Genomic DNA, 12,758 nt, shown 5'->3' with positions numbered 1-12,758 from the left:
CGCGCCCAGCCCTCCGGCCGCCCGTTGCGCATCGCGCGGCACGCGTCGATCTCCTCGCCGGGCGCTGCCCGGACCTCGTCCGGTCGGGGCGCGAGCGTCGCGCGGTGACGATTTCCTGAATCCTCCGCCCCGCGCCGGGGCTTCTCCGGGCGAGGGATGGAGGTGCTCATGAGACGCAATGTCGGGAAGATGGATCGTCTGTTCCGTGGTCTGAGGGCGCTCGGCTTGTTGACGTGCGCGTGGGTGGCGCCGCTGCCGCTCGCCGCGCGCCTTTCGGCGTTCGGTCTGGCGGGCGTGGGCACGCCCGCCGCGCCCCGCGCGCGGCGGGGCGGAGAAGGAGGGTAGCGGCGTGTTCGCCAGCAGGAGCCTCGCGGCGCACCTCGCGCGCGGGGCGATCGGCCTCGGGGCCCTCGTGGCCGCGGCGTTCCTCGCGCGGGTGTCCCTCTGGGCGCCGGTCGCGCTGCTGCCGGTCGCGCTCATGGCGCTGCGCGGGTGCCCGATGTGCTGGACGGTGGGGCTGATCCAGATGATCGCCGCCCGGGTGCGGGGGGAGCGCCCTCGCGGGCTGTGCGACGACGGCGGGTGTGCGACGGCGTCGAGGAGGCGTCGGTGAGCTAGCGCGAAGCGCTGGTCCCGGGGGCGCGCTCGGCGTATGGACACAGCCACCATGCATCGGGTCTTCATCGACGGACAGGAAGGTACGACCGGGCTCCAGATCCGCGAGCGGCTGCAGGGCCGCCGCGACCTCCAGCTGCTCGAGATCGACCCGGAGCGCCGCAAGGACCCGGCGGCGCGCCGCGCGCTGATCAACGAGGCGGATGTGCTCATCACGTGCCTGCCCGACGACGCCGCCCGCGAATCCATCGGGTGGATCGAGAACCCGAGGACGCGCGTCATCGATCCGAGCACCGCGCACCGCACGGCCGACGGCTGGGTGTACGGCTTCCCGGAGCTCCGCCCCGGCCAGCGCGAGGCCGTCCGCGGCGCGCGGCGCGTCGCCGTCCCCGGGTGCCACGCGACCGGGTTCCTCGCGCTCGTGGTGCCGCTCGTCGACCAGGGGCTCCTGCCCAGGGACGCCCGCGTGATCGCGCACTCGCTCACCGGCTACAGCGGCGGCGGGCGCAAGATGATCCAGGCCTACGAGCAGGCCGACGGCGCCCGCCGCGAAGCGCTCCGCGGCCCGCGCCCGTACGGGCTCACCCTGCAGCACAAGCACCTGCCGGAGATGCGCGCCATCGCGGGCCTCGACAGGGCGCCGCTGTTCCAGCCGGTCGTGGGTGACTTCTACAAGGGCATGCTCGTCTCGGTGCCCCTGTTCGTGGACGCCCTGGCCCGGCCGGCGACGCCCGCCGCGGTCCACGAGCTCTACGCGTCCTATTACGCCGGCGAGCCGTTCATCCGGGTGATGCCGCTCGGCGGCCAGGGCGCGCTGGAGGACGGTTCCCTCGGCGCGGTGGAGTGCAACGACACGAACCGACTCGACGTGTTCGTGTTCGGCAAGCCGGACCAGATCCTGGTCGTGGCGCGCCTCGACAACCTCGGCAAAGGGGCCTCCGGCGCGGCGGTGCAGAACCTGAACCTGATGCTGGGCACGCCGGAGGCCACCGGCCTCGACTGAGCCTCACCCGGGTCACCCGGGTCACCCGGCGCGCGTGTAGAGCCGCGGCGCCGAGCCCTCGAGGGCGGCGAGCAGGCGCTCCGCGGCGTCGGCCGACGCGCGCCGGAACGCGATCCGCCAGGGCCGGCGGAGCGGGCCGGACGAGAGCCGCTTGACCAGGAGGTCGCCGCCGTCGAGATAGGATTCCGCCACCCACTCCGACAGGGCCGCGATCCCCATCCCGGCGCGCGCCGCGTCGATCACGGCCTCCGTGAGCGGGAAGCGCAGGAGCTCGAGCTTGGGCCGCTGGCGCCCGAAGACGGCGCTCATGAACCAGCGCGCCTCGGCCGGCGGCGCGTTCGACGTGATCAGCGGGCCCTTCCGGAGGTGGTCGCGCGTGAGCGACGACCGCCCGGCGAGCGGGTGCGAGGTCGAGATCACGAAGACGACCTCGTCCGAGAAGAGCGGCCGCTCCACGAGCGCGCAGCCCGCCTCGCGGTCGCTCGGCAGCGGCGATGTGGTGAGCAGCGCGACGTCGATGTCCCCCCGGACGAGCGCGGCGACCGGATCGTGGGTGTGCTCGACCGCGAGCACGATATCGAGGCGGGGCAGCCTTCGCCGGAGGCTCGTCATCGTGGAGGGCAGCCAGCGGTACGCCGTGTAGCACTCGCACACGAGGCGGACGCGCGTCGTCGCGGCGACCGGCGCCGCGACCTCTCGCTCGAGCTCCCGGAGCTGCGCGAGGACGAGCCCAGCCCCCGCGATGAGCCGCTCCCCCGCGGCGGTCGGCGTGACCCCGCGCGCGGTGCGCTCGAAGAGGCGCGCGCCGACGCGGTCCTCCGCCTGGGCGAGCGCCCGGCTCACGGCGGACTGCGTGATGTGCATCGCCGAGGCGGCGCCGGCCGTGCTCCCGGCGGCCGCCAGCGAGAGGACGAGCTCCAGATCGCGGATCTCGAGCTGAGGTCGCGGTCCGATCGCAGGAGGCGCAGGTGAAGAAGGTATGCGTGACACGCATAGACCTTATCACGACGATGCGTTGGACGCACAGCCTCTCGAGGCGCACCTTGGGCGCCGTCAGGAGGTTTTCATGAAGCTCTATTTCGCTCCGCTCGCATGTTCTCTCGCCACGCGCATCGCCCTCTACGAGGCCGGCGCGGAGGTCTCGTATGTGGAGGTCGACCTGAAGACGAAGCGGACCGAGGGGGGCGCCGACTACCGTGCGATCCACCCGCTCGGGTTCGTCCCCGCGCTCGAGATCGAAGGAGGCGAGATCCTCGCCGAGAACGCGGCGATCCTTCAGCTCGTGGCGGATCGGTTCCCGAAGGCGGAGCTCGCGCCGCGGGATCCGCTCGGCCGGGCGCGCCTCCAGCAGTGGCTCGGCTTCATCGGGAGCGAGCTCCACAAGGCCGTCTACACCCCGCTCCTGGACAAGACGGCCTCGGCCGAGGTGAAAGCCTATGCGCTGGCCGGGGCACCGCGCCGCCTCGGCTGGTTGGCCGAACGGCTCGAAGGGCGGGAGTTCCTTCTCGACCGTTTCTCGGTCGCCGACGCGTACCTGTTCGCGGTGCTCAACTGGTCCGTGGTCACGCCGATCGACCTGAAGTCCTGGCCGGCGCTCGCCGCGTACCATGCACGCCTCCACGGACGTCCGAGCGTGGCCCGCGCCTTCGCCGAGGAGCGGGAGGGCTACTTCCGGGAGCAAGCGCGGCACGCGAAGGCCGCCGACGCGCCGGCGCCAAACGGTTGACCCGAGCGGATCGCGCCCGGCGGCGGTGAGGTACTTACCCCACCCTGCCGGAATGATGGAGCCGCCAAGGCGCCATAAGATGCCAAGATTATTAAATTTTCTTGGCGTCTTATGGCGCCTTGGCGGTTCAAAAAAACACCTTCAGCCAAAGTACCCCACCACCCTCCCGGCGGGGGGCGCTGGGCCCGCCGCGAAGGCGGAGCCGCCCGGGGCGACGATCGCTTGCGACGCAAGCCGACAGAGGAGGACGGGATGCGAGAGGAGGCGATAGCAGCCGACAGGCGAGGCGCGCGATGAGAGGCGGCGATGCGATGACCGGGGGACTCGATGAATGATGGGAGGGGGCAGCGCAACCAAGGTATCGGCGCATGGCCACATGGCCGGCCAATGGCCGGCCGATGGCCGATGGCCATTGGCCGGCCGATGGCCAATGGCCGCATGACCGATGGACGCGCGACGTCATGGCGCCCTCACGAATCCAGCTTTTCACGCGCGACCGGCTCTGATACGAGGGTCATTATGAGACACTTGCGACAACTCTTCGTATGTTCGGTCCTGGCCATTGCTGCGATCCCGGTCGGCTGCACGGCGGACGCGCCGGATGACGCCGAGCAGGAGTCGGATGTCGGCTCGCTCAGCCTGGCCCTCGTCGGGAGCAGCTCCTCGGGCGCGACGTACCGCCTGTCCCAAGCGTGGTTCGATATCTACGGCCCGACGGCGCGGACCCTCTACGGAGGTGGCGACACGCCGGCGCTCACGGAGGTGCTGCCGGTCGGCGGTTATAACGTGATGCTCCAGCCGGGCTGGGTCCTCGAGCGGTGGACCGGCGGCGGCTTCCAGCCCGTCTCGGCGTCCCTCACGTCGGCCAATCCGGTCGGGGTCTTCATCGGCGAAGGCACGACGACGACCGTGGCGTTCCAGTTCCGGGCAGACGGCGATGTCATCTCCGTCGGGCAGGGAAGGATCGACATCGTCATCGGGGTCGACGACACGCCGCTGTACGAGAACAACTATGTGGCCTGTAGCAACGGCTACGATGACGATCTGGATGGCCGCGCGGATTGCGCCGATCCGGAATGCCAGGGGCAGCCATTCTGCGCGCCGCAGCGCGAGGACACCGAGTGGGCGTGCAGCAACGGCTACGACGACGACGGAGATGGCCTCCCGGATTGCGCCGATCCGGAGTGCCAGTGGATGCCGCTCTGCTCCCCGTGGCGCGAGGACACCGATTGGGCTTGCAGCAACGGCGCCGATGACGACGGGGACGGCCTCGCGGATTGCGCCGATCCGGAGTGCCAGTGGATGCCGTACTGCGCACCGGTGCGCGAGGACACCGACTGGACGTGCAGCAACGGCGCCGATGACGACGGGGACGGTGCAGTGGACTGCTCCGATCCGGACTGCCAGTCGCAGCCGTACTGCATGCCGTGGCGCGAGGACACCGATTGGGCCTGCAGCAACGGCTCCGATGACGATGCGGACGGTCTCACGGATTGCTCCGATCCGGACTGCCAGTGGTTGCCCGTCTGCGCGATGCCGGGCCTCGTCATCGAGGACTTCGAGGACGGCGATTTCCTCTTCTCCCCGCCGTACGCGGGCAGCGCCCCGCCGTTCACGGGGCCGTGGGCGACGTACGACGACGGGACCGTCCCGCCGGTCGACCTGTTTCCCGTTCCCGGGCCGTTCGGCTCGACGGCGCTCGCGGCGTACTCCCCGGGGGTGCCGACCGCGTCGGGCGCTGGCGTGACGCTGTCCTTCGAGATGTGGCCCGTCGATGTGTCGCCGTTCCAGGGCATCCGCTTCCACATCCGTGGCCAGGGCACGCAGGTTCGCTTCGACGTCGGCACGCTCCTTACGACGCCTGAGGGCGGGCTCTGCTCGGCTTGCTACGACAGCCACGGTATCGACCTCTGGGTCGGACCGGAGTGGGTCACCGTGGAGCTGCGCTGGTGGGATCTGAGGCAGCAGGGGTGGGGCACGCTGGTGCCGTTCGAGCCCTGGAGCGTCATGAACCTGAACTGGCGCACGCCCGTGGGACAGCCGCTGCGCATCGAGATCGACGACGTCCAGCTGTTCTGAGCTCGGGCGCCCAGGGAGCAGCGCCAGCGCTGGTGCTGCTCCCGAGCGCCTCGTCCTCCGCAGTCGTGTTATGCGACGTCGCGGGTGGGCGGCGCCGGGCGCGCCGTCAAACGCCGCATGCAGTGCATAAGGCCGGCCCGCAGGTTGGCCTTGGTCACGATGGCGCTGAGGTCGAGCCCCAGCGCCACCATCGTCTGCGCCACGGTCGGGCGGATGCCGCAGATGATCCCCTCGGCGCCGAGCAGCTGGATGGCCCGCACGAGCTTGATCAGGTGATCGGCGACCTTCGTGTCCACCATCTGCACGCCGGTGAGATCCAGGACCGCGAAGCGCGCCCCGCGGCTCGAGATCGCCTCGAGCAAGCTCTCCATCGCGTCGGCCGTCCTCGCGCTGTCGACGACGCCGATCATGGGCAGCGCCAGCACGCCGTCCCATACCTCGATGATCGGCGCCGCGAGCTCCCGGATGACCCGCTGCTGCGCCTCGATCACGTCGAGCTTCGTCTGGAGGGCCTGCTGCGCGCGCTGGCCCTCCGTCACGTCGAGCGAGAACCCGACGACGGAGCTGACGTTCCCCTCTTCCTCCGCGAGGGGGACCATCCAGCTCTCCCATACACAGCCGTGCGCCTCGGCCAGCCCGTGCACCGGGTTACCGGCCAGCGCGTGCGTCACGGCGCCCTTGGCGTCGCCGTAGAGGTCAAAGATGTTCGCGCCGACGAGCTGCCCAGGTTGATGGCCGACAGCCTCCAGCCCCTTGCCTTCATGGTAGAGATACGTTCCGTCAGGATCGACGGCCCACATCGCTATCGGGAGAGCGCTGATCAAGGCGCGGAGCATCTTGTCCCGCGCCCTCAGCTCGGTCAGCTCGTCGAGCGCGCCGTCGCCGACCGGCGCGTCACGGAACGAGCCGTAGACCAGCCCATCCGAACGCGCGCTGCGCACAACGCAGGCGAGCGGTTTGTAGCTGCGCTCCGCGCTCATGACGCGGCCGTGGACGTGAATGGGGGCCGTGCTCTCGCGCACTTGCTCCCACCTTGTGGTGACCGCGCTGCGGTCCTCCGGGTGGAAGAGCTCGGTCAATGGGGTTCCTTGCGCGAGCGCGGGCCCGATCGTCTTGCCCAGCGCGTCGCTCCATCGCAGCAGCGCGCCGTCGCCCCCGGCGACGAACAGCATCTCCGTGGAGTGTGCGATAAAGTCATCCAGCGAGCTCAGTGCTCCGTTTGCGTCAGCCATCGTATTCCCCTCCGCAACCGGACAGGCATACCGGGATTGCGCATAACAAGGTAGATCGATGACCGCACACGAATAGTAGGGCGCAATCCGCGACGCGCACGAAGGCAAGACCTTAAACCAATCGTCGAGCGCACGAGGCGGACATACCGCCTCGGGCGACGCTCGCCGCGCGATCTCCGGCGATCTGTATGACCGGTACGTACGGGTTCGTCCGCGCCGGAGCGGCTCAGCCGCCGGAGCCGGCGTCGCGGGTAGGAATGCCGAGCAGATAGAGCTTCTTCGCTCTCCCGCCGGTCACTCCCTTCTCCCATCTGTAATCTTCATTCCGGAGCCCGCTCAACAGCTCATCCAGGTCATCGAGCGTGTAGGTCCTCGCGTTCGAGACCGCTCCGTCCCATGCGAAGCACAGCGGGATGATCGGCACGATATAGGTGAAGACGAGCTGCCGTACGGTCATGGGCCTCGCCAGGGGCGTGATGAGGAGGCACATGACGACGTTGATCGGGAGGGCGAGCCAATTGAGGAGCAGCGGATGACTGTTGTCGCTGATCTCGAAGATACAGATAGGCTGCCTGCTCTTCTGGGCCGACTCCAGTATCTTCCTCGCGTCGTCCGGCCTCATGTGATGAAAGCTGCTGACCATTGTTCTAAGGCCCCTGAGGCCGGCGGTTTGACCGTCGATCTTCGTGGCGTCCACCGGGCTCGTCTGGTAGGATACGTTGCTCCCTTCCTGGTTGTTGATGAGCTCCGCCGCCTCCTTGCTCGGGTACAGATCCGTGAGTGTCAGTTGTATGCCCTCGAGCCCGGGCCTCTCGCGCAGGATCCGCACGACGTCGATCATCGGCCCGCCGCTCCCGGAGCAGAGGTCGATGATGTTCGATGTGTTCGACTCCTTCAGTGCTCTGGCGATCAGCTCGGCCAGCGCCTCGCGCGTGCCCAGCGCTCTGTGCATGACCACGATCAGGCGTGTCAGGCAGGCCCGTAGCCACCCGGGAAACCAGCTGAAATCCTCTAGCTCGAACAGGTGTATGCGCTTCATTCGCTCCTCGGGGTCGTGCAGCCTGGCCGCGCGCAGCAGCGCGGGTCGAGCGCTGGCTCCGTCGGGCGGCCGGTCGTCTCTCCGGCTGCCCGCTCGGATCGAGTCTATTCAATTTTGCGTTACGGCGCGATGGCCTGGAGGTGCGGCGTGAGGCGCATGATCTTCGAGATGGAGACCGCGGACCCGGATGACTTCATGACGCTGCTCTGGCTCGCCGATCACCCCGACGTCGAGCTGCTCGGCGTGCTCGTCACGCCCGGCTCCGAGGATCAGTGCCGGCTGGTCCGCTGGGGTCTGGATCGCTGCGGGCGGGCGGAGGTCCCGATCGGCGCGCTGCACGGCCCCGCGTGGTGGGCGACGAGCGAGGGCAAGAAGGCGCGGGTCTCCGGCTTCCACCAGGCGTGCTACGGCCCCGGCATCCTGGAGCACCCGGCCGGCGAGGTCGCGGTCGGCCCCGCGCTGCTCGCCGAGCTGCTCCGCGAGCCGGACGCCACGGTGCTCGTCGGGGCCGCGCCCAAGAACATCGGCAAGGCGTTCAAGGACGTCCCCGGGCTCCGGCTCGCTCGCTGGGTCCAGCAAGGCGGCTTCGCGGGCGACAACCTGGTCGCCGAGCCGCTCGAGAAGTTCCGCGGGCGCCTCACCTGCCCGAGCTTCAACCCCGGCGGCGCGCCCCGGGAGACGCTCGCGCTGCTCGCCTCACCGCAGATCGGAGAGCGGAGGTTCGTGTCGAAGAACGTATGTCACGGGGTCGTCTATACCGAGGCCATGCGCGAGGCGCTGAACCGCCGGGTCTCGGGGCGATCGCCGCGGAGCGGCCTGACGAGGATGATCGAGGCGCTCGATCGGTACCTGGCAGACAAGGGCGTGGGCAAGGCGATGCACGATCTCGTGGCGGCCGCCTGCGCGCTCGACGAGCGCGTCTGCGACTTCGTCGAGGTCGAGATCTATCGCGAGAAGGGCGAATGGGGGGCGCGCGCCATGGAGGGCACGAACACGCGGATCTCCGTCGGGTTCCACGAGGAGCGCTTCCTCGACGTGCTCGCGCGCTGAGCCGCCGGCGGAGCCCGCCTCACCGGGCTGCGCAGGTCTTGCGGAGGGCGCGCGCCCTGTCGATGCACGCGGCGAGGGTGTCCTCGGGCGGCTCGTCCGGGCACGCGGCCTCGAAGGCGCGGATGGCGTCGCGGAGGCCCCCCGCGCCGCCGACGCCCAGATCGAGCTTGTGCTTGTTGTCGTCGTCGTCGTCGCCGCCGACGAGCAGGAGCGTTCCAACGACCGCCCCCACGACGACGACGCCCGTGACGACGCCCGCCACGATCACGCCTGTCTTGCCCTCCACGTCCGGCGGCTCCGCGTCCGGGACCGACGGCGTGCCCGCCGGGATCGGCGGGGCCTCGAGGCCCGCAGCGAGCGCGGTGGTGGCGATGCCGCCCGCGAGCCCCAGGCCGCCGATGACGAGGCTCGACAGCGTGAGCGCGCTGGGCCCCGCGTCCGCGCGCGCGCTCACGCTGGCGGAGAGGCGCACCTGCGCCGCGTTGCACGCGGCGTAAGCGTCGAGGCGGTGGATCTCGAGCGATGCGCGGGGCGCGGTCTCGGGCGGGAGCTTCGCCGCGAGGATGATGTCGTCCGCCGAGCGCCGGAACGTGAGAGGTGCGAGCGGCTCGGGGGCGGCCGCGGGCGGCGTGGAGGCCTTGCCGCCGCAGCCGGCCAGTCCACACGCGATGAGCAAGAGCGTCGTGCAGCAGAGGGCATGATCGCGCCTTTGGGTCATACAGCCACGCTACGCCGATCGAGCGCGGTTTCGTCGAGCGAAATTGGCCTCGTCGCAGATCGGAACGACCGCCGGCGAGCGGGCTGAGCCTGGATGACAACGTGGTGTGGTCGACGCGCCGAGGAGCGGAAGGTGCGATATGCGCAGGCCTGTTGACCGTCCCGAACGTGAGCTCCACCGCGTGTGTTAAGATACCGTTCCTGTCGACCGGTCTCGCGTTTCGCGGGAAGAGGGCCGGTCCCGGCGAGGGTCTTCGCAGGATGGGATTCGAGCAGGCGTCGCGCGAGGTCAGGAGATGAGCACGGCCGATCGCCGGCGACCGGTGGATGTCCTCGAGGCGCTCGTCCGGGAGCCGCAGCTTCGCGCGCTCTGGCAGGCGTCGGCCCGAGCGCTCATGGCGCTCCGCCGCGGTCCGGTGCCCGCCGAGCTCTCGGCCGATCTGCTGGTGCGGGTCCTCGCCGTGCGACGTCCTGCCGAGGGGTACGACGAGAAGCTCTATGCACGTCTGGACGTCGCGCACCTGCGCGGACACGTGGCGCGCGCGCTCGGGAGGATGGGCCGTCGCGCTGCCGTCGCGGTGCCGGTGCTCGTCGAGACGCTGCGTGAGCCGCTCGGGGAGCGGTGCTCGCCCATGTGCTGCTCGGCCTCGTCCGTGCGTCACGAGCAGATCCTCGCCCGGGTCAGCGTGCTCGATGCGCTGCGCCGGCTGGGCCCGCAGGCGGGGACGAGCGTGCCGGCCGGCGTCGTGGCGGAGCTCCTCGCGCCGGCGTCCCGCAGGATCGCCCTGAGCGCGGCGGAGCTCCTCGCGCGACATCCGGAGAGCGCGCTTCACCACCGCGCGGCGCTGCTCGAGGCGCTCGAGCATCCGTACGCGCCCGTGGTCGAGGCGGCCGCGCGCGGGCTCTCGCGGGCGGCCTCGAGCGCCGCGCGCGAGGCGGTGCGTCCCCTGACGAAGCTGCTCCGACACGAGCAGGGCGCCGTGCGGCGCGCCGCGATCCGGGCGCTCGTCGCGATGCGCCCGGACGCGAGGGGAAGCGAGATCGCGCGGGCGGAGGAGCGCTTCGTGGGGCTCGCCGAGCGCGATCCGGACGCCGCCGTGCGGGCGGTGGCCCGCCGCGCTCTCGGGTCGCGCGAGGGCCCGTCGGGGGCCGACGGTGGCTAGGACTTCCGCTCGCCGCCGTCGCCGAGCATCCCCTCGGGCTTGAGCCCGACCACGAACTTCCCTCCAGCTTTCGCCATCTGCGGGTGCGTCGGCCCCTCACGGGGTGAATGCCCGCAGGAGCCGATCGCGCTGCGCCTGCAGGTAGCGGATGTCCTCTTCGTACAGCGCGGGGTGCCCGGCCGCGATGTGCGCCTGGGACGCGACGTCGCCGGCCGCGGCCCGCGCGCGCATGGAGGCGAGCAGCGCCGCGAGCCGGTCAGCCACAGCGTCGAGCAACAGGGGCCCTGGCGCGAGGCCATAGGCGCGGCAGAATTGAGCTGCGTGCCGCGCCTGGTCCTCGGGGCTGCCGGCGCTGTCCGGGTTGCTCGGCGCGTGGAGCGGCGCGAAACGGTAGACCGCGTACCCCACGTCCCAGAGGCGCGGGCCTGGATGAGCGGTATCGAAATCGATGAAGCCGACGACCCGGCCGCCGCGGACGACACAGTTGTAGGGCGCGAGGTCGCCGTGACAGATCACCTCGGCCGGCGAGCGGGGCGGGAGCTGCCACCGATCGTCCGGCCCCGGGACGAACGTCGCGCTCGCGTCGTGGAAGCGTCGCAGCAGGGTGGCAGCGGACGTCAGGAGCTCAGGAGTGCGCAGCTCGGCCGGGAGCGGGTTGTGCACGTCGCCATCGAGGTACGACAGCACCTCGTTCCCCTCGTCGTCGTATCCGAGCGGCTCCGGCGCCGCGTCAAAGCCCGCTGCCCGGAGGTGCCGCAGCAACCGGTGGATGGCAGGCGCCGCCGACGTCGCGGGCCGGTGCACCCTGTCGCCGCGCCGGCGCACGGTGTTCACGCCGCCCTTGAATACCGTCTCTTCGACCATGCAAGGCTCTCTGATCGCAGCGCCAGCCCCCAGGGCGAGCGGCTCGGCGGGGTGGTTTCTGGATGCTCACTTGTCGCATACCCGCTCTGCGCTCGTTTGTACATGACCCATTGCGCGCGATGGGTTCTTGTCCACGGAGATGACGATGAGCTGTTCACTCGCATCCTCAGGGCACAGGACGGTGCCTGGCACAGCGACTGGAAGCCGGGCCGGGAAGCGAATCGCCATGATGTCGAGCGCGCCGAGCAAGGCCGCGCAGCCAGAGCGCCGCGAGCAGCGCGCACAGCCACGCGGCGCCGTAAGCGGCCGCCGGGGACATCCACGCGAGCCCCACGTGGAGCGCCACGAAGAAGGAGGCGAAGCCGAGCAGGCCGCGCAAGAAGCCCGCGAGCAAGGCCACCGTGGCGGCAGCGCCGTGCCTGGGCAGCGTGAAGCACGGCAGGACGTTGCCGGTGATCGGGATCGCCATCAGCAGGCCGCTGAAGCCCGCCGGCGCGGCGCCAGCGCTGCGCACGATGCACCAGGCCATGACCATCGCCGCGACAACGCGGCAGGCGAGCTCGACGCGCGGGATGGCCACCGCCGCGGGCGGCTCGCGCAGGCGTGGCAAGGCGAGCGCGCCCAGGGCGGGCGATGCCAGCGCTGCAGCGCACGCGAGCGGCGGGGGCAACCGCAGCGCGAGCAGCGCCGCGCCCACCGACAGGAAGGCCGCGTTGGCCGTGAGCAGCGCCACGCCCCAGCGCCACCCCCGCCGCGCGCACCAGGCGAAGGTGAGCACATGGACGATCGTGGCCGGGACGCACACAAGCGTCGCGAGCGCGATCGCGCCCGCGTGGGCTGGCGTCTCCTGCATCAGCACGAAGCCCATGATCGGGCCCACGATCATCGGCAGTCCGGCGAGCGTGCCGCCCACCGCGTGACCGAAGCGGCGCGCGGCGAGCGAGGAGAGCAGCACCGACGCGCCCACCAGCGCGAGCTTCAGCAGCACGAAGGCCCGTGCCTCCATCGATCGCGCCGCACGACACGCATGGCTCGCGGGGCCCTGTAGGGCCGCACCCCGTGTGAGACAATGCCAGAGGCTCTCCTGCTCGGCGCCTCGAGGTGGTCAGATCTCCGGCGCGGCGAGACCGGGCCACGCACCGCGGCGAGGCCGGGCCTCGAGGCGGCGAGCGGCAACAAACGACGCGACGCCGAAGGGACGCGTCACGCTGCGCCCGCCCGCCGGAGCGAGGAGCTCTCCTCTCGCCAGTTTGCGACGCTCGGGGGCTCT

13 protein-coding genes are annotated in these 12,758 nt (G+C 70.9%); 7 read left to right on the top strand and 6 right to left on the bottom strand.

The features are described 5' to 3' along the window. The first annotated feature begins 168 nt into the window (after positions 1-168). From WME79_RS27790 to argC, 3 genes are read left to right on the top strand one after another with little or no spacing between them, the layout of a single operon-like run. Entirely contained in the window at positions 169-345 is a 177-nt protein-coding gene (locus tag WME79_RS27790; protein ID WP_437520725.1) for a hypothetical protein, read from the top strand. 4 nt (positions 346-349) lie between these two features. Beyond that, positions 350-613: a hypothetical protein gene (locus tag WME79_RS27785; RefSeq protein WP_437520722.1), complete on the top strand. Its 264-nt coding sequence runs from the start codon at positions 350-352 to the stop codon at positions 611-613. Between the two features lie 54 nt (positions 614-667). Next, positions 668-1,618, top strand: a complete 951-nt coding sequence (argC, locus tag WME79_RS27780; protein ID WP_437520720.1) for an N-acetyl-gamma-glutamyl-phosphate reductase — start codon at positions 668-670, stop codon at positions 1,616-1,618. Between the two features lie 21 nt (positions 1,619-1,639). Here argC and WME79_RS27775 read toward each other — a convergent pair whose 3' ends face one another. Beyond that, positions 1,640-2,608 (bottom strand): LysR family transcriptional regulator, encoded by a 969-nt coding sequence (locus tag WME79_RS27775; protein ID WP_437520719.1) that lies wholly within the window; start codon positions 2,606-2,608, stop codon positions 1,640-1,642. A 76-nt stretch (positions 2,609-2,684) separates the two neighbouring features. Here WME79_RS27775 and WME79_RS27770 point away from each other — a divergent pair, with 76 nt between their 5' ends. Next, on the top strand, positions 2,685-3,344 hold the full coding sequence (locus WME79_RS27770; protein WP_437520717.1) for a glutathione binding-like protein: 660 nt from the start codon (positions 2,685-2,687) through the stop codon (positions 3,342-3,344). Between the two features lie 528 nt (positions 3,345-3,872). Continuing rightward, positions 3,873-5,423, top strand: coding sequence for a hypothetical protein (locus tag WME79_RS27765; protein WP_437520715.1), 1,551 nt, complete (start codon positions 3,873-3,875; stop codon positions 5,421-5,423). Between the two features lie 68 nt (positions 5,424-5,491). On the opposite strand, the gene WME79_RS27760 is transcribed toward WME79_RS27765, so the two are convergent. Continuing rightward, positions 5,492-6,655 carry a PAS domain-containing protein gene (locus WME79_RS27760; RefSeq protein ID WP_437520713.1) on the bottom strand — a complete coding sequence of 388 codons (1,164 nt, stop codon included), beginning with the start codon at positions 6,653-6,655 and terminating at the stop codon, positions 5,492-5,494. 226 nt (positions 6,656-6,881) lie between these two features. Continuing rightward, complete coding sequence (locus tag WME79_RS27755) at positions 6,882-7,694, bottom strand: hypothetical protein (RefSeq protein ID WP_437520712.1); 813 nt, start codon at positions 7,692-7,694, stop codon at positions 6,882-6,884. 147 nt (positions 7,695-7,841) lie between these two features. On the opposite strand from WME79_RS27755, the gene WME79_RS27750 reads away from it, so the two are divergent. Then, entirely contained in the window at positions 7,842-8,744 is a 903-nt protein-coding gene (locus tag WME79_RS27750) for a nucleoside hydrolase (RefSeq protein ID WP_437520711.1), read from the top strand. Between the two features lie 19 nt (positions 8,745-8,763). Here the strand turns inward: WME79_RS27750 and WME79_RS27745 are convergent, their stop codons facing one another. Beyond that, on the bottom strand, positions 8,764-9,462 hold the full coding sequence (locus WME79_RS27745; protein WP_437520709.1) for a transcriptional regulator: 699 nt from the start codon (positions 9,460-9,462) through the stop codon (positions 8,764-8,766). A 295-nt stretch (positions 9,463-9,757) separates the two neighbouring features. Between WME79_RS27745 and WME79_RS27740 the strand changes: the two genes are divergently transcribed. After that, positions 9,758-10,624: a HEAT repeat domain-containing protein gene (locus tag WME79_RS27740; RefSeq protein ID WP_437520707.1), complete on the top strand. Its 867-nt coding sequence runs from the start codon at positions 9,758-9,760 to the stop codon at positions 10,622-10,624. Positions 10,625-10,720: 96 nt separating this feature from the next. Here the strand turns inward: WME79_RS27740 and WME79_RS27735 are convergent, their stop codons facing one another. Then, positions 10,721-11,488, bottom strand: coding sequence for a phosphotransferase enzyme family protein (locus WME79_RS27735; protein WP_437520706.1), 768 nt, complete (start codon positions 11,486-11,488; stop codon positions 10,721-10,723). A gap of 166 nt (positions 11,489-11,654) precedes the next feature. Beyond that, positions 11,655-12,494, bottom strand: a complete 840-nt coding sequence (locus tag WME79_RS27730) for a hypothetical protein (protein ID WP_437520704.1) — start codon at positions 12,492-12,494, stop codon at positions 11,655-11,657. Between the last annotated feature and the right edge of the window lie 264 nt (positions 12,495-12,758).

This window comes from Sorangium sp. So ce726 (assembly GCF_051521405.1).
In the GTDB taxonomy this organism is placed as follows: domain Bacteria; phylum Myxococcota_A; class Polyangia; order Polyangiales; family Polyangiaceae; genus Sorangium.
Note: the sequence above shows the minus strand (reverse complement) of the source record. Positions and strands in the feature narration are given on the sequence as shown.